A 19,964-nucleotide genomic window follows, 5' to 3' on the forward strand; every position below is an offset into this window, starting at 1 on the left:
ACAGCCCGTTCGGCCTCTCGACTTGGCTCGAGGCGAACGGGAAGGAGATCACTCACCCATCGCGGCGAGGCGCTTGGCCTCGTCCTCTGCGATCAATGCATCCACCAGTTCGCCCAGCCCGGGCCCGGCGAGCACTTCGTCGAGCTTGTGCAGGGTCAGGCCGATGCGGTGGTCGGTCACGCGGCCTTGCGGGAAATTGTAGGTGCGAATGCGCTCGGACCGGTCGCCGCTGCCGACCATCGCCTTGCGCGCTTCCGCTTCGGCCCCCTGCGCCTGATCGCGCATCTGCTCGTAGAGGCGCGCACGCAGAACCTGCATCGCCTTGGCGCGGTTCTTGTGCTGGCTGCGCTCATCCTGGCAGGTCACGACGATCCCGCTCGGCAAATGGGTGATGCGCACGGCGGAATCGGTGGTGTTGACGTGCTGCCCGCCCGCGCCACTGGCGCGGTAAATGTCGATCTTGAGGTCCTTGTCCTCGATATGGACGTCGACCTCGTCGGGCTCGGGCAGGACCGCCACGGTCGCCGCCGACGTGTGGATGCGCCCGCCGCTTTCGGTCACGGGCACGCGCTGCACACGGTGCACTCCGCTTTCGAACTTGAGCTTGGCGAACACGCCCTGTCCGCTGACATTGGCGACGATTTCCTTGAACCCGCCGATGTCGCTGGCGTTCATGCTGATCGGTTCGACCTTCCAGCCCTGTTCGGCGGCATAGCGCTCATACATGCGGTAAAGGTCAGCCGCGAACAGCGCCGCTTCGTCGCCGCCGGTGCCGGCGCGGATTTCGAGCATGGCGGGCTTGCTGTCGGCGCTGTCCTTGGGGAGCATGGCCACGGCGAGCTGGCGTTCGAGCTCGGGCAATTCTTCCCTGATCTTGGCCAGCTCTTCCTCGGCCATGGCCTTGAACTCGGGGTCTTCCTTCATGGCATTGAGCGCCAGCACTTCCTCGCGCATGGCGGCGACCAAGCCTGCGGCCTTCGCCACCGGCTCAAGCTCGGCATAGTCGCGGCTGGCCTTGACGAATGCCTCTCCCTCGAGCGTGCCCGAGGCCATGCGTGCTTCAAGCTCGGCGAAGCGATGCGCGATCTGGTCAAGACGTTCGGCGGGGATGGCGGTCAATCTTCGTCTCCCAACGAATTCACCGCGTCCTCCAGTTTGTCCATATAAGAATCAAATTTTCCAACGTCGCGATCAAGTCGCAATTCCCAAGCGCGCTCGCTGGCCTCGTCCAAAGTTAAAGTCGACTGCTCACCCGTTCCAAGATGCTTGAACTGGAGCTGGCCAGAGGCAATTTCGTCCTCGCCAATGATGATCGCGGCCATGGCTCCAGCCTGGTCTGCGCGGGCAAAGCGCTTCTTCATATTGCCGCGAGCAAAAATCTCAGCCGAGAAGCGGGAGTTGCGCAAGGCCTGCGCCACCTCGATCGCTCGCAGATTGCCGACTTCACTGATCGGTATTACAGCAATCTCGACCGGTTCCTCAGCCTTGTCACCAACCAGCATCGCCAGCCGCTCGATCCCGGCAGCCCAGCCGACCGCGGGCGTGGGTGCGCCGCCAAGCGATTCCATCAGCCCGTCATAGCGACCGCCGCCGAGGATCGTGCTTTGCGAACCGAGGCGCGAGGCGGCCTCGCTGCCCTCGTCCGGGATGAACTCGAAGGCGGTGTGGCGATAATAGTCGAGGCCGCGCACGAGGCTTTCGGCGCGCACCCACTCCACACCCGCCGCATCGAGCCCCGAAGTCACCGCTTCGAAAAACGACTTCGCCTCGTCCGACAGAAACTGGTCGATCTTCGGAGCGGCGCTCACAAACTTGCGGTCACGCGGGTCCTTCGAGTCCAGGATCCGCAGCGGGTTCTTCTCAAGCCGCTCCTGCGAATCCTCGCTCAGTTCGTCCTTCACGGCGCGGAAGTGTTCGACCAGCGCGGCGCGCCACGCCTCGCGGCTCTCGGCATCGCCCAGTGTGTTGAGGTGCAGCGTCACGCCGGTGATGCCCAGTTCGCGGATGATCTGGTCGGCCATGGCCAGCAACTCGACATCGGCCTGTGGTTCCGCCGCGCCGATGATCTCCGCGTCGATCTGGTGGAACTGGCGATAGCGGCCCTTCTGCGGGCGCTCGTAGCGGAACAGCGGGCCGTGGGTCGCAACCTTAAGCGGCGCGTGCTGCTGCCAGCCATTGGTGAGATAGGCGCGCGCGATGCCCGCGGTGAATTCGGGGCGCAGCGTGAGCGATTCCCCGCCGCGATCCTCGAAGGAATACATTTCCTTCGAGACAATATCGGTGGTCTCGCCGATCGAGCGTGCGAACACTTCGGTCTTTTCGAACACCGGCATTTCCACCCGGCGGAAACGATAGAGCTTGCGCACGCGCTCGAAGGTTTCGACCACGAATGCAAAAGCTTCGGCTTCGGCGCCGAAAATATCCTGGGTGCCTCTGATGGCTTGCGGGGTGATCTTGCTCATGCGGGGGCGATTACGACCAAGGAAGGGCTTTCGCAATGGCAGTCGCGCCGCTAAAGGCCGCGCTACGAATTCCAGCCTCACGGCTGGAAGCGGTGCCAGCCCTCTCCCCCACCCAACCACCCGATATCATGGCCGGATAGCCTATCGGGTGGTTGGGTGGGGGAGAGGGCCGGAGCCGAGCGCAGAGCTCGGCGACAGCCGAGACTGAAAAGACGACACGAGACTGAAATGCGCATCGACAAGATCCCCACCGGCGCCAACCCGCCCGAAGACCTGAACGTCATCATCGAAGTTCCCACTGGCGGCGAACCGGTGAAATACGAGTTCGACAAGGAATCGGGCGCGCTCTTCGTCGACCGCATTCTGCACACGCCGATGCGCTATCCCGCCAATTACGGCTTTGTCCCGCACACGCTTTCGCCCGATGGCGATCCGCTCGACGCGCTGGTGATCTCGCGCAGCCCTTTCATCCCGGGCTGTGTCGTGCGCGCGCGCCCGATCGGCGTGCTCAACCTCGAAGACGAGCATGGCGGCGACGAGAAGCTGATCTGCGTGCCGGTCGACACGACTTTCCCCTATTATTCGGATGTCGGTGAAACCAAAGACCTGCCGTCGATCATCTTCCAGCAGATCGAGCACTTCTTCACCCACTACAAGGATCTCGAAGCCGAAAAGTGGGTGCGCATTGGCAGCTGGGGCGACGCACAGGAAGCGCGGCGGATCGTGGTCGAAGCGATCGAGCGCGCCAAGAAAGGCTGATCACTCCACCGGGCGGCTGGGATCGAGCAGGTCCTTGGCCCGCTTGCCGCTGCTGCGACGCTCGGCCTCGACCATTTGTTCGATTTCGCCTTCGGGGCGGACATCCTGGCTGAGCGTTTCGGCCTGTTGCGTGGCAGCCCTTGCGGCACCCGCCTCGCTTTCCACCGCAGCAACCGGGCGCCCGATCGGCAAGGCATCGCTGCGTGAATCGACCCGCAAGCGGTAGATCGGCTCGGGAATGGCGAAGCCTGCCTGTTCGAGCGCGTCCTTTACCGCCGCGATCGCCAGGCTGCGCGATTTGAACCAGTCTGCCTCGCGCTGGTCGATCCAGCCGAGGTAGAGCAGCACGATATTGGAATCGCCCACCTTCTGGAGCCGCGCCGATGGTTCGGGATCGGCCAGCACGAAGTCGAGCTTTGCCAGTGCTTCAATCCCGCAAGCCATCGCCGCAGGCGGGTCGTCATCGGCATCGATCCCTAGCTCGAATTCGAAGCGGCGCTGCGGATTGCGCGTGTAGTTGAGGATGACAGCCTTGAAGACCTGCGCATTGGGAATACGCAAATGGTTCCCATCGAGCGTCATCAGGATAGTGGCCCTGCTGGTGAGCCGGATCACGCGGCCTTCATATTGGTCGATCAACACCCAGTCATTGGCGCGAAACGGCTGGCGAATGCTCAGCATCAGCGAAGCGACATAGTTCTCGATTGTGTCGCGCATGGCAAAGCCAAGTGCGATCCCCATCACGCCCGCGCCGCCTAGCACCGCCCCCATCAACGTGCCGGCCCCGAGCATGTCGAGCGCAATGATCACGCCGCCGACAACGAACACGAATCGGATGGCGCTGCGGATCAGTTCGGCGAGGAATATGTTCGGCGCGATCCGGCTCCACAATCCTCTGAAGCCGGCGATCAGATAGCCAAGCCCGCCGATCAGGATCGCGGCCAGCAGCGATACCAGGATAAGCGGAAGGGCTTTGACGAAGTTCTGGGCAAGCCCCGACATCTGGCCCAGCACGGAAAGGTTTTCCTCAACCGAAAGATCGCGTTCGAGCCGGTTCTCGACTGTGACAACGCCGGAAACGCGTGCGGCGATATTGCCCGCACGACCGATCCCCGCCGGGTCCGCCACCTTGCCCGAGAGCGTGACGACCCCTTTATTCACTTCGACATTCACGCTCGAAAATGCGGGGAGTTCGGCGAAAATGCCCTCGATCCGTTCAGCGATCAGCGTATCCTGGCCCTCGTCGCGCGTGGCCTCGATTATCTGTTCGGGAGCCTCTGCAGTCGGAGAGGTCGTTGGAATCGATGTGGGGAGGACGGCTGATGCAGGCGCGCCAAGAGCAAGCGGCAGAGCCACCAGCAAAACCATGTGCCAGGAATATTTACGCATGTGTCACCCCCGCCCCGTCAGCCTACAGCGGTTGGGCGGCGGCGCAAAACTTAAGTCAGAAGACGGCGGCGATGACCTTGAACAGCGCGGTAAGCACGAAGGGCAAGCCGATCGCCAGCCCCCACAGCATCAACCGGTCGCGCTTGAACGCCTCGGCATAGGCGGGATCGACGGCCTGCTCGTCCGAAAGATTGACCCAGCGCTTCTCGAACCAGCGGCACGCCGGGATGATCCCCGCCACTAGCACCACCAGCGCGAGATAGGGCAGCATGCTGTGCGAGCCGCCCTTGATCGCGTTCACCGTGACGAAAATCTGCAGGCCGGTGTAGACCAGCAGCGCGTAAGCGACATGGTCGCTCATCGATTTGCGCCAGTCGCGCGCATGACCCCCAGCGCGCGCTGACCCTGCATCGTCGTGCGAGACGACGTCGTCCATCGAGGTTCTCCCCACAATGCCTCTCCGAATCCGGAGTATCACAGAGCAAGGCGACTTGTGCAAGCCCGCTAACCATGGCGATCTGCGCCGCCATGCACAAATCCTGCCAATTGAGCGAAGACAGGGGTTTTCTGGGCCGCACGGAATGCTAAAGCAGGCGTGATGGAGCATAGCGAAACCCTGAGCGAAGCGACCCACTCTCCGGCGAAGAGTGCAAGCGCGCCCATGCCCAATGGCGGCCTCGAAGTGATCTCGATCGCCAAGAGCTATGACAAGCGCAGCGTGCTGAGCGACATCTCGCTGACCGTGGCCAAGGGCGAAGTGCTCGGCCTGCTCGGCCCCAATGGCGCCGGCAAGACCACTTGCTTCTATTCGATCATGGGCCTGGTGCGGCCGGATTCGGGCCGCATCCTGATGGATAGCGAGGACGTCACCAATCTGCCGATGTATCGCCGCGCGATCCTGGGCCTGGGCTATTTGCCGCAGGAAACCAGCATTTTCCGCGGGATGACCGTGGAACAGAACATCAATTGCGTGCTCGAAATGGTCGAGCCCGATGCGGACACGCGCGCGCAGGAGCTTGAGCGGCTGCTCGACGAATTCGGCCTTACCCGGCTGCGCGAATCCCCGGCCATGGCGCTTTCGGGCGGCGAGCGCCGGCGCTGCGAGATCGCCCGCGCGCTGGCGGCCAAGCCTTCGATCATGCTGCTCGACGAGCCATTCGCCGGGATCGACCCGCTTTCGATCAGCGACATCCGCGATTTGGTGAAAGACCTCAAGGAACGCGGCATCGGCGTGCTGATCACCGATCACAATGTGCGCGAAACGCTCGACATCGTCGATCGCGCCTGCATCATCTATGGTGGCCAGGTGCTGTTTGCAGGCTCTCCGCAAGACCTTGTAGCCGACGAGAACGTGCGGCGCCTTTACCTTGGCGAGGGCTTCACGCTCTAGAGGTTTGGCAGATGGCGCTCGGACCGAGACTGGACCTCCGCCAATCGCAAGGCTTGGTGATGACGCCGCAGTTGCAGCAGGCGATCAAGCTGCTGGCGCTGTCCAATCTCGAAATCGAAGCCTTCATCGGCGAAGCGCTCGAAGCCAATCCGCTGCTCGAAGCTGGCGAGGTCAGCCGCGAGGCGGGCGAAGAGCTGCCAGCCGACGACATCCCGCGCGAGGAATTCACCGCCGACGTCCTGATCGCCGAAGGCCATGGCGAAGCCGAAGCTCCGCTCGATCTCGATCCGGCGTCGCTCGATCGCGATTTCGACACTGGCGATGCCGATTGGGGCGCTGCCGCCAGCCACGGCGCCTCCGACAATGAATATTCGTCATTCGAGGAACGCTCCAGCGCGGAACTGAGCCTGGCCGATCATCTGCACGAACAGGTGGGCGCGCTGAGTTCCGATGCGCGCGAGCAATTCATCGCACGGCACATCATCGGCCTGCTCGACGAGGCCGGCTACCTCAGCTTCGACCTGCGCGAGATTGCAGCGGACCTTGGCGTTACCCTGCCCGAAACCGAAGCCGGGCTGGCACTGGTCCAGAGCATGGACCCGAGCGGGGTGGGCGCGCGATCGCTGTCTGAATGCCTCGCTATCCAGGCGCGCGAAGCCGATCGCTACGATCCCTGCATGGCAAGGCTAATCGACAATCTCGACCTGCTGGCGCGCGGCGAAATTCCCCGGCTGAAGCGGATGTGCGGCGTCGACGACGAGGATTTCGCCGAAATGCTGAGCGAGCTGCGCGGTTACGATCCCAAGCCCGGCCTCGCTTTCGGCAACCCGGGCGCGCAGGCGGTGGTCCCTGACATATTGATCGCAGCGACCGCGGACGGCGGGTGGGACATAAGGCTCAATGAAGACACTTTGCCGCGCCTCGTGGTCAATCGCGGCTATTACCTCGAATTGCGACGCGGCGGCGGGGCGGACAAGGAAGCGCGCCGCTGGCTCAAGGAAAAGCTGGCTGACGCCAACTGGCTGATCCGCGCGCTCGACCAGCGGCAGAAGACCATTCTCAAGACCGCGGCGGAAATCGTCAAACGGCAGGACGGCTTCTTCCGGCGCGGCGTTTCCGAGCTTCGCCCGCTGACCTTGCGCGAAGTGGCCGAAGCGATCGAAATGCACGAAAGCACCGTCAGCCGCGTCACCAGCAACAAGTTCCTCAGCTGCGAGCGCGGCACGTTCGAACTGAAGTATTTCTTCACTAGCGGCGTGGGCAGAGTCGGGGGTGCTGGCGATGGCGAAGGCGCGTCCTCCGAAGCGGTGAAGGCGCGGATCAAGGCGCTGATCGATGCGGAGGATCCTGCCAAGATCCTGTCCGACGATACGCTTGTCGACCTGCTCAAGGCGGAAGGCTTCGACCTCGCGCGGCGGACCGTGGCGAAATACCGCGAGGCCATGGGAATCGGCTCGTCGGTCCAGCGGCGGCGCGCCAAAAAGCTGCGGGGCTTGTAAGCGCCGGTTTGAATTCGGGAGAGGGAGAAGGAAGATGAGCGACGATCTGGCCGAGAGGCGCCTGCAGCGCGTGCGCGACCATATGGCGCTCGAAATGGAATATGACTGGGATGCGGTGATCGCGACCTTCGACGGCCACCCGCGCTATGAAATGGCAACCGGTCAGGTGTTCGACGGTGAGGAATCCGTGCGCGGCTATTTCGCCGGATCGCGCTCGGTCTTCCCCGACCAGGGCAATGAGATCATCGAAATCGCACATGCCGGGAACACGGTGCTGGTCGAATTCTGGCTCACCGGCACGCATCTGGGCGAGATCCGCGTGGGCGACAGCGTGATCCCGCCAACCGGCCGCAAGCTCAAGGCGCGGATGGCGGCGACATTCGAATTCGCTCCGGGCAGCGACCTGATCCTGTGCGAGCGGCCCTATTTCGACCAGCTGGGCATGCTCCGCTCGATCGGGATCGATCTGTAGCCTGCGCCTTGCCGCACCTAAGTAGCTGTTGCCTAATAGACTCACTGCCTGGCGCAATCCGCACGGACACCGGCTTTACGCTAAATTAACCTTTTTCGTTGAGACCTCGTGTGGTTAATTCCTGGCAACCCCTCTTGATGAGAGGTTACCGCGAGCTCTGGGGCAAAGGGGGAACCACCCATGCGCGTGCTGTTGATTGAGGACGAACCGACAACCGCCAAGGCGATCGAGCTGATGCTCACGACCGAAGGCTTTAACGTCTATTCGACCGATCTGGGCGAGGAAGGCCTGGATCTGGGCAAGCTGTATGATTACGACATCATCCTGCTCGACCTGAACCTGCCGGATATGCACGGTTATGACGTGCTCAAGAAGCTGCGCGTCGCCAAGGTGCAGACGCCGGTGCTGATCCTTTCGGGCATTTCGGAAATGGACAGCAAGATCCGCAGCTTCGGCTTCGGCGCCGACGATTACGTGACCAAGCCGTTCCACCGCGAAGAGCTGGTCGCCCGCATCCATGCCGTGGTGCGCCGTTCGAAGGGCCACAGCCAGTCGATCATCCGCACCGGCAAGCTGGCGGTGAACCTCGATGCGAAGACCGTCGAAGTCGACGGCGCCCGCGTCCACCTGACCGGCAAGGAATATGCGATGCTCGAGCTGCTTTCGCTGCGCAAGGGCACCACGCTGACCAAGGAAATGTTCCTCAACCACCTCTATGGCGGGATGGACGAACCCGAACTCAAGATCATCGACGTCTTCATCTGCAAGCTGCGCAAGAAGCTCAGCCATGCATGCGGCGGCGAGAACTACATCGAAACCGTGTGGGGTCGCGGCTATGTGCTGCGCGACGCGGACGAGGCTGCCGAAGCGGCCTGAACCAGTTCCTTTCACGAAGGAAAAGAGACTGCGCCCGGGGCTATGCTCCGGGCGTTTTTCTTTTCGGGTGGCGCAAATTACGCCGTGCCGACCAGTTCCCTCCAGGCAGTGCGGTCGACCCGCGACTGGAACCCGGCAAGCTGGACCGCATCGAACAGCTCGACCAGGAAGGCATCCTCGATCCAGATCTCGGCCAATTCGGACAGTCCCTCGCCCCTGGTGAAGAGGCGCATGGGCCATGGTCTGCTACTTGGGAAAAGTTCGAGCGTCAGAATGCCGCAGCGCGGACGAGCATGAAGCCTGCGCCGAATGTCGCGAGCGCAAAGGGGATTGCGAGGACCTGCGCCGCTACCGCTCCTCCCTCCATCGGTCCGGTCCAGGTTGCGAGCGGTGCTGTACCCTGCGCGAATGGTGAACGGCGACGGGCCGGATTCAGGCGAAACAACACCAATGCGGTCGCGAAATACATCAAGGTATAGAGAATACCGATGACGAGGGCGAAGGTAGCCGCGGTCCCGCTTGCCGTTGCCAGCCAGAGGCCGGTGAAGAACACTGCATAGGCAACGCCCATCGCGAACCATATCCTGCGCGGAAACTCAAGGTCACTATCGGAGTGGTCCGCGCGAAGCCGAGCGCCTGGGGTCTCAAACAGAGCGAGCATGGTCGAGTCGCACGTCTCACCAATGTTGCAGCACGGATCACTGCATTCATCAACGACAGGCTCGGCAAGACGGTATTCAAGCATGGTTTGCTCCTTCGATCGGGGTTTCAGGCGGGGTTGCCTCGCTGCGATTGCGCTCAATCCCTGCACGCAGGCTGGCGGCAATCATTTCGGCGCGGCGCAGGATTTGGGCAGCGGCGGCATTACTTGCTTCAAGCGCCAGCGCGCGCTCGAACAGGGCAAGCCAACGATCGAACTCGCCCTGGCCTAGGCCGGTGATGACGGCATGCTTGAGCATTGGATTGCCTGCAAAGCCGCCTTCTCCCCGCAACACCGCGGCCCAGAACAGTTTCATCCGGGCGAGGTGATGCGGCCAGTCGGCAACTCTGGCGGCGAAAATCGGAGCAAGCAGTTCGTCCTCGCGAACTGAAGCATAGAACCGCTCTACGATGCGATCGATGAGACCGGAATTGATGCCAAGTTGGTCCGCCAGCAGGCGGCGTTCATTTCGTGCCATCGCGGCGCTGGGATGTGGCAAGGTCATGGCGGCGACTCTTATAAGTGGTATGTTATATACCTTTTATATCTCGCATTGCGGCAAGAGCAATGTCTGATATGTGCTTTAAATGCGCCTGAACCTGATGACCGATTACGCCCTGCGGTTGCTGATGTACCTGGCAACCGAGGAGCGGACTGTGTCGGTCGATGAGATCGCCGATGCTTATGGAATTTCACGCAATCACTTGATGAAGGTCGGGCAACAACTGTCCGCAATGGGGCTCGTCACCGCGAAAAGGGGCCGGGGCGGCGGATTAGCGCTGGCAGTTCCACCTGAAGAGGTGTCAGTCGGGGCAGTCGTAAGGCAACTGGAGTCGCTGGGCGGATTCGTCGAGTGCTTCTCCCCCGACACAAACACATGCAGGATTGCAGGAATGTGCGGCCTGCAGGGAGCGTTGAAATTGGCTTTGGGGGATTTCCTCAAGCGACTCGATGGTTACACGCTGGCACAATCTGTTCCAGACCGTCATCGCATGGCCTCGCGCCTGGAATTATTGTCTGACGCATGCAAGGAGTGAGTAGAACCTCGCTCCTAAACACCCCCGGATTTTCTTTACCACCCCGCGAGCTAAATCTATCTCGCTGGCACAAGCGCGATTGAATAAAGGCCGATCGAATTCACCCAGGCAGGAAACCGCGGGATGGAATGGTTCGGCATTGATCTCGCGGCCATCGCGCCGTTCATTGCGGTCGGCTTCGCCGCGCAGCTGGTCGACGGCGCGCTAGGCATGGCTTTCGGCGTGATCTCCAACACTTTGCTCGTTGGCGTGCTCGGCCTCCCCCCGGCGCAGGCATCGCAGCGGGTGCATGTCGTCGAATGCTTCACCACCGCCACTTCGGGCCTGAGCCACCTGTTCCACGGCAATATCGACAAGCGCCTGTTCGCTGGGCTGGTGATCCCCGGGGTCATCGGCGGGGTGGCCGGCGCCTACCTCCTGACTTCGATCGACGGCGAAGCGATCAAGCCTTTCGTGCTGCTCTATTTGGCAGCGATGGGCGTCTACCTGCTCGCACGCGGCCTGCTCTACCCGCCCAAGCTGCGCCCGGCGCGCCATGTCGCCCCGCTCGGCCTTGTTGGCGGCTTCCTCGACGCGGCAGGCGGCGGCGGCTGGGGACCGGTCGTGACCTCCAACCTGCTGGTGCAAGGCGCGGAGCCGCGCAAGGTGGTCGGATCGGTCAATGCCGCCGAATTCTTCATAACGGTCGCGATCTCCGCCACTTTCATCCTGCATATCGGGATTGCAGACCTCGCCGGGGCAACGCTGGGCCTGCTGATTGGCGGCATGGCGGCAGCGCCCTTCGCCGCTTTCGCCGCAAAGCATTTCAGCCCCAAGCTGATGCTGATCCTGGTGGGTGGCGCGCTCACGGTCACCAGCAGCTACGGCATCTGGACGGCATGGAGTTGAACGCCTAGGGCGCGGCCCATGTCTGCATTCAAGGAAGGCGATCCCACTACGCTCAACCGGCTCTATGGCCGCAGCCAGGGCAAGCCTCTGCGCGCGCGCCAGCAAGGGCTGGTCGACAATTTGCTGCCGCAGATTGCCGTACCAGCCGAAGGGCCGGTCACCTCGCAAATCCTGTTCGGGGACGATCTCCCGCTCCATTTCGAGATCGGCTTCGGCGGGGGCGAGCACCTGGCCTATCGTGCCGATCTGCTGCCCGACCACGGGTTCATCGGGGCCGAGCCTTTCGTCAACGGCGTGGCGCAGGCGCTGACCCATATCGAGGAGCAGAAGCTGGCCAATGTCCGGCTGCACATGGGCGACGCGCTGGATGTGCTCTCCCGCGTACCCGACGGGTCGCTTACCATGATCTACCTGCTTCATCCCGACCCCTGGCCCAAGGCCAAGCACGCCAAGCGCCGCATGATGAACGACGGGCCGGTCAGCATGTTCGCCGACAAGCTCAAGCCCGGCGGCGAATTCCGCTTCGGCACCGACCATCCGGTCTATCTGCGCCATGCGCTGATGGTGATGCAGCGCCACACAGATGCGTTCGAATGGCAGGTCAAGGACCGCTCATGCTGGGAAGTTCGCCCTTCGGGCTGGCCCGAAACCCGCTATGAGCACAAGGCGCGCACCGTTTACGGGCATGAGGTGTGGTACTTCCGCTATCGGCGCAAATAGTTACGCGGCGAGCAGGCCGGGAATCGTCATCGCTGCGGCAACCACAAGCACCACGACCAATCCTCTGCGTTTCGACTGCTTATCGTCGACCGGATCGCGCGAGAGCCGCCAATTGAATGCAAACCCCGCGAGTCCGGCGACAAGGCCGCACCATCCGCTGACGGAATTGGCCCGGTACCATGCGGCTTCGGAAGCGAGCGTTGCCGAAGTCCGAACGCCATAGACGCCGTTCGGCTCGATCAGTGACAGCGCAAGCGGCAGGCACACTGCCGCGAGGAACAGGGGCACATAATCAAGGATAGTGAGGCCGCGCATCAGCCGCCGAAGGTGAAGTCGACCATGATTTCGCCCGAAATCGATTCGAGTGCTTCCTGCACCGCTTCGGGTGCAACGCCTTCGGGCAGTGTCACGAGCAGCTCAGCGCGGAACAGCCGCTCGCCGCCCCATGCGGCGGTTTCCTCGCCGCTCGACAGGCTCTCGATATTGACGCCAAGCCGGGCAAGGATCGCGGAAACTTCGCGAATGATCCCCGGCCGGTCCTGCCCGACCAGTTCGAACAGCAGCGCGCCTGGCGCGGTTGCAGGTTCGTCGCCTGCCGGGTTGATCACCACATTCAGGCCGGCGGTGTCGATCGACTGCACCTGGCGCTGCAATTCGCCGACATTGGCGTCGGGCAATTCGACCAGCACTGAACCGACATAGAGCCCGCCCAGCCGGCTGAGGTGGCCTTCCTGCCAGTTGCCGCCCGCCGCCAGCACCGCTTCCGCCAGCGCCGAAGTGAGGCCGGGACGGTCGCTGCCAGTGACCGAGAGCACGATGCGGGTGCTGTCGCTCATAGTGGCCTAACCCGTCACGCCTGCGGCTGCGAGAACCGCCAGAGTGAGCACATCGGGCGCGATCGCAGTCATCGGCGCGATCTGCACCGGCTTCTGCATCCCGATCATCATCGGCCCGATGGTTGAAGCCCCGGCGAGTTCGCGCAGCAGCTTGGCGGACAGATTGGCCGATTGCAGGCCGGGCATCACCAGCACATTGGCCGGCGCCGACAGGCGGCTGAAGGGATAGCGTTCCATCACCTTGGGATTGAGCGCGGCATCGGGCGCCATTTCGCCTTCATATTCGAAGCCCGGGTCTTCCTGGTCGAGGATCGCCACCGCGCCGCGAATATTGTCGAGCCATTTGCCCGAGGGATTGCCGAAGGTCGAATAGGACAGGAATGCGACCCGTGGTTCATGCCCCAGCCGCCGCGCGACCGCCGCGGTTTCCTTCGCGATATGCGCCAGTTCCGCCGCGCCGGGGCGCTCGTTGATCGTCGTGTCGGCAAGGAACACAGTGTAATTCTTGCCGATCATCAGATGGATGCCGAAGGAAATCTCGCCGGGCTTGGGATCGAGCACCAGGTTCACTTCGCGCGCGGACTGCGCGAACGGCCGGGTAAGGCCGGTGATCATCGCGTCGCCCACGCCCAGCGCCACCAGCAACGCGGCGAAGACGTTGCGTTCCTGGTTGACCATGCGCGCCACATCGCGCTCGGTGAAGCCTTTGCGCTGCAGCCGGTTGTAGAGAAACTCGTTCATCGCCGGAACGTGTTCGCTGACCATCGAGTTGTGGATCTCGAAACTGTCCGGGTCTTCCACCGCCAACTCGACCAGCTTTTCGCGCACCTTTTCGGTCCGGCCGACCAGCACCGGCGTGCCATAGCCGAAATCGCGGAACTGGATCGCAGCGCGCAGCACTACATCCTCTTCGGCCTCGGCGAACACCACGCGCTTGGGATTGGCCTTTGCGGTCTCATAAACCTGCGTCAGGACCGAAGTGGTCGGGTTGAGCCGCGCCTTGAGCGAATGGCGATAGGCGTCGAAATCCTCGATCGGCGCCAGCGCCACGCCCGAATCCATCGCAGCCTTGGCCACTGCCGAGGAAACGACTTCCATCAGGCGGGGATCGAACGGAGCGGGAATGATGTATTCCTCCCCGAACTGGTGCGACACGCCATAGGCGGCGGCAACTTCGTCCGGCACGCGCTCGCGTGCCAGCTCGGCAATCGCCTGCGCCGCCGCGATCTTCATCTCTTCATTGATCGTGGTCGCCTGCACGTCGAGCGCGCCTCGGAAAATGAAGGGAAAGCCCAGCACGTTGTTGACCTGGTTCGGGAAGTCCGAACGGCCGGTCGCGATGATCGCGTCGGGGCGCACTGCCTTGGCTTCGTCAGGCATGATCTCAGGCGTCGGATTGGCCATGGCGAAGATGATCGGCTTGTCCGCCATCTTGGCGACCCATTCGGGCTTGAGCGCGCCAGCGGCGGAAAGACCGAGGAAGATGTCCGCACCCACCAGCGCTTCTTCAAGGCTGCGCGCCTTGGTCGGCACGGCATGCGCGCTCTTCCATTGGTCGACATCTTCGCGGCCGGGATAGATCGGGCCCGAACGGTCGCACACGATCACGTTCTCATGCGGGATGCCCATCGCCTTGATCAGCGCGGTGCAGGCCAGCGCCGAAGCGCCCGCGCCATTCACTACCATGCGACAATCCTTGAGCTTGCGACCAGTCAGCAGGCAGGCATTGATCAGGCCCGCCGCCGCAATGATTGCCGTGCCGTGCTGGTCGTCATGCATCACCGGAATCTTCATCCGGTCGCGCAGGGCTTGCTCGATGATGAAACACTCAGGCGCCTTGATGTCCTCGAGGTTGATGCCGCCGAAGCTCGGCTCCATCAGCGCGACCGCATTGATGAAGGCCTCGGGATCTTCGGTCGCGAGTTCGATGTCGATCGAATCGACGTCGGCAAAGCGCTTGAACAGCACGGCCTTGCCTTCCATCACCGGCTTCGAGGCAAGCGCGCCGAGGTTGCCCAGGCCAAGGATCGCGGTGCCGTTCGAGATCACTGCAACGAGGTTCGAGCGTGCGGTATACTTCGCCGCCAGCTGCGGATTCTCCGCAATCGCTTCAACAGGCGCGGCAACGCCGGGCGAATAGGCCAGGCTCAAATCGCGCTGCGTCGCCATCGGCTTCGAGGGGATGATCTCGATCTTACCCGGGCGGATCGTCTCGTGATAGAATAGCGCTTCGCGGGTCGTAAAACTGACTTTGCTCTTATCGGCCAAGGCTTGCCTCCTGTCTGCCGCCTCCCCTAAACGAGCCAAAGCGCGAGCGATAGGGGAAAGCTCGGCCAAGACCGTTCCGAATCGCACCGCGCGCCGCTACGGCTTGGCCAATGTCCGGCCAGACCACTCCAATGATGCAGCAATACCACGCGCTCAAGCGCGAGGCGGGCGGCAGCCTGCTGTTCTATCGCATGGGCGACTTCTTCGAGCTGTTCTTCGACGATGCGCGGCAGGCAGCCGCAATCCTCGATATCGCGCTGACCAGCCGCGGCGAACATGGCGGGGAACCGGTCCCGATGTGCGGCGTGCCGGTGCATGCGGCGGAGAACTATCTCGCGCGGCTGATCAAGGCCGGATGCAGGGTCGCGATCGCCGAACAGGTCGAGACGCCCGAAGAGGCGAAGCTGCGCGCCAAGCGCGAAGGGACGCCTTCGTCGAAGGCGCTGGTCAAGCGTGACATCGTGCGTTTCATCACTGCCGGCACGCTGACCGAGGAAGCGCTGCTGGAGCCGCGCCGCGCGAACCTGCTAGTGGCGCTGGCAGAAGTGCGCGGCACGATCGGCATCGCCAGTTGCGATATTTCGACCGGCGAAATGGTGCTGGAAGAATGCGAGCCTGCGCTGGTCGATGCCGCACTGGCGCGCCTGACCTTCAGCGAATGCGTGGTGCCCGAAGGCTGGGAATTGGGCCCGGAAGGCGCGGTCGAGCGCGCAAGGTCGGAATTCGGCAGCGACGGAGGAGCCGCAGCATTGCAGCGCATCCATGGCGTCGCGACGCTTGACGGATTTGGCGATTTCTCGCGCGCCATGCTGGGGGCCGCCGCTGGGCTGATCTCCTACCTTGAGCATGTCGGGCGCGGCAGCCTGCCGCTGCTGCTGCCGCCGCGCCTGCGCGATGCAGGGCAGGCGATGGCGATGGATGAAGCTACGCGCAGCAGCCTTGAAATCCTCGCCAGCCAGTCGGGCTCTCGCGAAGGCAGCCTGATCGCCGCGATCGACCGCTGTGTGACGGGCGCCGGTGCGCGCCTGCTGGCCGAAGACCTTGCAGCACCGCTGCTCAACCGCGCCGCGATCGAACAGCGCCTGTCGCTGGTGCAGTGGTTCCATGCCGATCCGCTCAACCGTGCCGATTTGCGCGAGGCGATGCGCAATTTGCCCGATCTCGGCCGCGCGCTGGGAAGGATCGTCGCCGGGCGCGGCAGCCCGCGCGATCTGGGCCAGATCCGCGACGGGCTCAACGACGCGCGGCGAATCCGCGACTTTCTCGCTCGTATGCCCGACACGCCCGAATTGCTGGCGGGACTGCTGCCTGCCCTAAGCGGACACGGCGCGCTCACCGATTTGCTCGACCGGGCGCTCGTACCCTCGCCGCCGACCGAGCGATCGAGCGGTGGCTACATCGCAGAAGGATATGACGCCGCGCTCGACGAATTGCGCGCGATATCGGGCAATTCGCGCCGCGCCATCGCCGCAATGGAAGCGCGCTATCGCGACGAGACCGGGGTCGCCGCGCTCAAGATAAAGCACAATGGCGTGCTGGGCTATTTCATCGAAGTGCCTGCGCGTCATGCCGATGCGCTGATGGCGCCGGACAGCGGCTTCACGCACCGCCAGACCATGGCGGGCGCGGTCCGCTTCAACTCGCTCGCGCTGCACGAGGAAGCGAGCCGGATTGCAGAAGCGGGCGGCCACGCGCTCGCCGCGGAAGAAGCGCATTTCGAGGAGCTGGTGGCGGAAATCGTCAGGGCGCGCGAAGCGGTTGCGCGCACGGCAGCGGCACTGGCGCGGATCGATGTCAGCGCGAGTCAGGCCGAACGCGCAGCCGAAGGCGGCTGGTGCCGGCCCGAGATCGAGGACGCCGCGCTGCTCGACATCACGGGCGGCCGCCATCCGGTGGTCGAAGCGGCGCTGGCGCGCAGCGGCGAGCGCTTCGTCGCCAATGATTGCCGCCTCGCGCCCGATGACCGGCTGTGGCTGATCGGCGGGCCGAACATGGGCGGCAAATCGACCTTCCTGCGGCAGAACGCGCTGATCGTGCTGCTGGCGCAGGCGGGCGGTTTCGTGCCTGCCGAGCGCGCCCGAATCGGCCTCGTCGACCGGCTGTTCAGCCGCGTCGGCGCATCGGACAATCTTGCGCGCGGGCGCTCGACCTTCATGGTCGAAATGGTCGAAACCGCCGCGATCCTGGCGCAGGCCACTTCGCGCAGCTTCGTGATCCTCGACGAAGTCGGTCGCGGCACATCGACCTATGACGGGCTGGCGCTGGCATGGGCCGTGGTTGAAGCGGTGCATTCGACCATCGCGTGCCGCTGCCTTTTCGCGACGCACTACCACGAACTCGCCCGGCTGGCCGAAAGCTGCGAGGCGCTCTCGCTGCACCATGTCCGCGCGCGCGAGTACAAGGGCGATCTGGTGCTGCTGCACGAATTGTCGGGCGGCCCTGCCGACCGCTCCTATGGCTTGGCCGTCGCGCGCCTTGCCGGCGTGCCCGCGCTGGTCGTGGCGCGCGCGAAGCAGGTGCTCGACAGGTTGGAGAAGAACCGCACCGAAACCGGCGGCCTCGCCGCAGGGCTCGGCGATCTCCCGCTCTTCGCTGCGGTCCACGAAGAGGAGGAGCCCCAGCGCGATACGCTGGCGGAAAGGCTCAACGCCATTGACGTCGATGCGCTTTCCCCGCGCGAAGCGCTCGACCTGCTCTACGAACTGGCAGCCGAAGCCAAAGCTACGAAAAGTTAACGGCGCGGCGACTATAATCCCGGCCCATGGCCAAGGGATTGTTCGAAAGTCCGAAAAAAGCTTTGCTGTTCGTCGGCATGACGCTGTTCAGCGTGGCCATGCTCGTCGGCTCCGAAGACGACCAGGGTGCACTGGTCCAGGCAGCCTCAAGCCTTTCGGAGCCTGAACCGGGAACCTTCGATGCCCCACCACAGGGCCAGTTCGGCTCGCGGATCGAAAATGACCGCGATCCCTATCGCGATGACTCAAGCGATGCCGATTTCTTCGCAGACGAAGAGCTGATAGATAGTGCGGCGGGACTTGACCCAACACCGCTCAGCACCGATCCGGACATGTCCAATCCGGCCGATGGCGACACCTATATCATCTCCGACGGCAGCGATTTTTTCGACGACTGAGCGCCGCTCCGCTGCTCAGCGTGTGGGAACCGGCACTTCGCCCGAATAGTCGTAAAAGCCGCGGCCGGTCTTGCGGCCAAGCCAGCCCGCCTCGACATATTTCACCAGCAGCGGCGCCGGGCGATACTTGCTGTCACCAGTCGTGGCGTAGAGCACCTTGATGATCTCGAAACAGGTGTCGAGGCCCACGAAATCGGCCAGTTCGAGCGGGCCCATCGGGTGATTGAGGCCCAACCGGCAGCCCTTGTCGATATCCTGGATGCTCGCGGTCGACTGGCCCAGCACGAAGATCGCTTCATTGATCATCGGCAGCAGGATGCGGTTCACCACGAAGCCCGGCTCGTCCTGGCTCAGCACGACCTGCTTGCCGAGTCCTTCGGCGAAGGCGGTGATCCGGTCGGTGGTTGCCTTGGCGGTCGCCAGCCCGGGGATCACTTCGATCAGGCCCATCACCGGCACGGGGTTGAAGAAGTGAAGCCCGATGAAGCGGGCCGCGTCGGGCGAATAGTTCGCCATGCGGGTGATCGGAATTGAGCTGGTGTTGCTCGCCATGACGGCATCGGCGCCCAACACCTTGCCTGCCGCTTCAAAGATCGACTTCTTGATCTCCTCGCGCTCGGTCGCGGCTTCGATGATCAGCTCGGCATCGACCATCGGCGCATAGTCGCCAACCGGGGTGATCCGGCCCAGCAGCGCTTCGGCTTCGGCGATCTCCATCTTGCCGCGGCCCACCAGCCGACCCAGCGCCTTGTCGATCGCGGCCTTGCCAGCTTCGGCGCGCGCCTGGTCGACATCGGCCAGCAGCACCTGCATGCCGTGCTGCGCAACGGTCTGGGCGATACCCGTGCCCATCTGACCCGCCCCGATAACTGCAACCCTCTGCATAAACCGATCCCTTCGCAACTGCAGCAAAGGCCGCCTGTTAGCGGCGCGGATGCGGCTTGGCTAGCGGCTTGCTGTCAGCGGTTGGCGCCGGGCACCCAGCGCACGTCGGCGGCGCCATTCGCATTGGAGACGCGCGCCAGCACGAAGAGATAGTCCGAGAGCCGGTTGATATAGGCCAGCGCCGCCGGATTGACCGGTTCCTCCGCAGCCAGAGCCACCACCGCCCGTTCGGCGTTGCGCACGCTCGCCCGCGCCACATGGGTGCGCGCGGCAGCTTCGCTTCCACCGGGCAGCACGAAGCTGGTGAGCGGTTCGAGGCCTTCGTTGAGCCCGTCGATCGCCCGTTCGAGCCATTCGACCTGCGCAGGCACGATCCGCAGCACCATTTCGGACGGCGCGAAATCGCCATCGGCCGCAGGGGTCGCCAGATCGGCGCCAAGATCGAACATGTCGTTCTGGATGCGATAGAGCGCCGCCGCGTGCGGCCCTTGCGGGTCCGCCGCCGCCGCCAGCCCGATCGCGCTGTTGGCTTCGTCCACCTTGCCGATCGCTTCGATCCGCAGCGAGGCCTTGGCCACGCGCGATCCGTCGACCAGCCCGGTCGACCCGTCATCGCCAGTGCGGGTGTAGATCTTGTTGAGCTTGACCAT

The 19,964-nt window shown here is 63.5% G+C and carries 22 protein-coding genes; 10 read left to right on the forward strand and 12 right to left on the reverse strand.

Features of this window, described 5'->3' with window-relative positions:
• Positions 1-48 precede the first annotated feature (48 nt).
• Positions 49-1,119 (reverse strand): peptide chain release factor 1, encoded by a 1,071-nt coding sequence (gene prfA, locus ACUJ47_RS08145; RefSeq protein ID WP_445537908.1) that lies wholly within the window; start codon positions 1,117-1,119, stop codon positions 49-51.
• Complete coding sequence (hisS, locus tag ACUJ47_RS08150; RefSeq protein WP_445537909.1) at positions 1,116-2,462, reverse strand: histidine--tRNA ligase; 1,347 nt, start codon at positions 2,460-2,462, stop codon at positions 1,116-1,118. Before hisS ends, prfA begins: the two co-directional genes overlap by 4 nt.
• Positions 2,463-2,690: 228 nt before the next feature.
• Here hisS and ppa point away from each other — a divergent pair, with 228 nt between their 5' ends.
• Positions 2,691-3,221, forward strand: coding sequence for an inorganic diphosphatase (ppa, locus tag ACUJ47_RS08155; protein WP_445537910.1), 531 nt, complete (start codon positions 2,691-2,693; stop codon positions 3,219-3,221).
• Here ppa and ACUJ47_RS08160 read toward each other — a convergent pair whose 3' ends face one another.
• Both ACUJ47_RS08160 and ACUJ47_RS08165 read right to left on the reverse strand, forming a co-directional pair.
• Positions 3,222-4,610, reverse strand: coding sequence for a mechanosensitive ion channel domain-containing protein (locus ACUJ47_RS08160; protein WP_445537911.1), 1,389 nt, complete (start codon positions 4,608-4,610; stop codon positions 3,222-3,224). It lies immediately after the preceding gene.
• Between the two features lie 55 nt (positions 4,611-4,665).
• On the reverse strand, positions 4,666-5,046 hold the full coding sequence (locus tag ACUJ47_RS08165) for a hypothetical protein (RefSeq protein ID WP_445537912.1): 381 nt from the start codon (positions 5,044-5,046) through the stop codon (positions 4,666-4,668).
• A 162-nt stretch (positions 5,047-5,208) separates the two neighbouring features.
• Between ACUJ47_RS08165 and lptB the strand changes: the two genes are divergently transcribed.
• From lptB to ctrA, 4 genes are all read left to right on the forward strand, one after another.
• Complete coding sequence (gene lptB / locus ACUJ47_RS08170; RefSeq protein ID WP_445537913.1) at positions 5,209-6,000, forward strand: LPS export ABC transporter ATP-binding protein; 792 nt, start codon at positions 5,209-5,211, stop codon at positions 5,998-6,000.
• An 11-nt stretch (positions 6,001-6,011) separates the two neighbouring features.
• Positions 6,012-7,499, forward strand: coding sequence for an RNA polymerase factor sigma-54 (rpoN, locus tag ACUJ47_RS08175; RefSeq protein WP_445537914.1), 1,488 nt, complete (start codon positions 6,012-6,014; stop codon positions 7,497-7,499).
• Positions 7,500-7,533: 34 nt separating this feature from the next.
• Positions 7,534-7,971, forward strand: a complete 438-nt coding sequence (locus ACUJ47_RS08180) for an ester cyclase (RefSeq protein WP_445537915.1) — start codon at positions 7,534-7,536, stop codon at positions 7,969-7,971.
• Between the two features lie 180 nt (positions 7,972-8,151).
• Positions 8,152-8,847 carry a response regulator transcription factor CtrA gene (gene ctrA, locus ACUJ47_RS08185; protein ID WP_445537916.1) on the forward strand — a complete coding sequence of 232 codons (696 nt, stop codon included), beginning with the start codon at positions 8,152-8,154 and terminating at the stop codon, positions 8,845-8,847.
• A gap of 77 nt (positions 8,848-8,924) precedes the next feature.
• Here ctrA and ACUJ47_RS08190 read toward each other — a convergent pair whose 3' ends face one another.
• The 3 genes from ACUJ47_RS08190 to ACUJ47_RS08200 are packed head-to-tail and all read right to left on the reverse strand — an operon-like array spanning position 8,925 to position 10,025.
• On the reverse strand, positions 8,925-9,080 hold the full coding sequence (locus ACUJ47_RS08190; protein ID WP_445537917.1) for a hypothetical protein: 156 nt from the start codon (positions 9,078-9,080) through the stop codon (positions 8,925-8,927).
• 35 nt (positions 9,081-9,115) lie between these two features.
• Positions 9,116-9,592, reverse strand: a complete 477-nt coding sequence (locus ACUJ47_RS08195; protein ID WP_445537918.1) for a hypothetical protein — start codon at positions 9,590-9,592, stop codon at positions 9,116-9,118.
• A complete protein-coding gene (locus tag ACUJ47_RS08200; RefSeq protein ID WP_445537919.1) occupies positions 9,585-10,025 on the reverse strand; it encodes a group III truncated hemoglobin in 441 nt (146 codons plus the stop codon). Before ACUJ47_RS08200 ends, ACUJ47_RS08195 begins: the two co-directional genes overlap by 8 nt.
• A 109-nt stretch (positions 10,026-10,134) precedes the next feature.
• On the opposite strand from ACUJ47_RS08200, the gene ACUJ47_RS08205 reads away from it, so the two are divergent.
• From ACUJ47_RS08205 to trmB, 3 genes are all read left to right on the forward strand, one after another.
• Complete coding sequence (locus tag ACUJ47_RS08205) at positions 10,135-10,584, forward strand: RrF2 family transcriptional regulator (protein ID WP_445537920.1); 450 nt, start codon at positions 10,135-10,137, stop codon at positions 10,582-10,584.
• 123 nt (positions 10,585-10,707) lie between these two features.
• Entirely contained in the window at positions 10,708-11,472 is a 765-nt protein-coding gene (locus tag ACUJ47_RS08210; protein WP_445537921.1) for a sulfite exporter TauE/SafE family protein, read from the forward strand.
• 18 nt (positions 11,473-11,490) lie between these two features.
• Positions 11,491-12,192 carry a tRNA (guanine(46)-N(7))-methyltransferase TrmB gene (gene trmB, locus ACUJ47_RS08215; RefSeq protein WP_445537922.1) on the forward strand — a complete coding sequence of 234 codons (702 nt, stop codon included), beginning with the start codon at positions 11,491-11,493 and terminating at the stop codon, positions 12,190-12,192.
• On the opposite strand, the gene ACUJ47_RS08220 is transcribed toward trmB, so the two are convergent.
• The 3 genes from ACUJ47_RS08220 to ACUJ47_RS08230 are packed head-to-tail and all read right to left on the reverse strand — an operon-like array spanning position 12,193 to position 15,296.
• Complete coding sequence (locus ACUJ47_RS08220; RefSeq protein WP_445537923.1) at positions 12,193-12,507, reverse strand: SdpI family protein; 315 nt, start codon at positions 12,505-12,507, stop codon at positions 12,193-12,195.
• A complete protein-coding gene (locus ACUJ47_RS08225; protein WP_445537924.1) occupies positions 12,507-13,028 on the reverse strand; it encodes a glycine cleavage system protein R in 522 nt (173 codons plus the stop codon). Before ACUJ47_RS08225 ends, ACUJ47_RS08220 begins: the two co-directional genes overlap by 1 nt.
• Before the next feature lie 6 nt (positions 13,029-13,034).
• Positions 13,035-15,296: an NADP-dependent malic enzyme gene (locus tag ACUJ47_RS08230; protein ID WP_445537925.1), complete on the reverse strand. Its 2,262-nt coding sequence runs from the start codon at positions 15,294-15,296 to the stop codon at positions 13,035-13,037.
• A 110-nt stretch (positions 15,297-15,406) separates the two neighbouring features.
• Here ACUJ47_RS08230 and mutS point away from each other — a divergent pair, with 110 nt between their 5' ends.
• Together mutS and ACUJ47_RS08240 are read left to right on the forward strand one after the other, a co-directional pair.
• Positions 15,407-18,031, forward strand: coding sequence for a DNA mismatch repair protein MutS (gene mutS, locus ACUJ47_RS08235; protein ID WP_445537926.1), 2,625 nt, complete (start codon positions 15,407-15,409; stop codon positions 18,029-18,031).
• 77 nt (positions 18,032-18,108) lie between these two features.
• Entirely contained in the window at positions 18,109-18,429 is a 321-nt protein-coding gene (locus ACUJ47_RS08240; protein WP_445537927.1) for a hypothetical protein, read from the forward strand.
• 15 nt (positions 18,430-18,444) lie between these two features.
• Here the strand turns inward: ACUJ47_RS08240 and ACUJ47_RS08245 are convergent, their stop codons facing one another.
• The gene (locus ACUJ47_RS08245) at positions 18,445-19,314 is read right to left on the reverse strand and encodes a 3-hydroxyacyl-CoA dehydrogenase NAD-binding domain-containing protein (RefSeq protein WP_445537928.1); all 870 of its coding nucleotides are present in this window, start codon (positions 19,312-19,314) and stop codon (positions 18,445-18,447) included.
• A gap of 74 nt (positions 19,315-19,388) precedes the next feature.
• The gene (locus ACUJ47_RS08250) at positions 19,389-19,964 is read right to left on the reverse strand and encodes a cob(I)yrinic acid a,c-diamide adenosyltransferase (protein WP_445537929.1); all 576 of its coding nucleotides are present in this window, start codon (positions 19,962-19,964) and stop codon (positions 19,389-19,391) included.

Source organism: Altererythrobacter sp. Z27 (assembly GCF_052683155.1).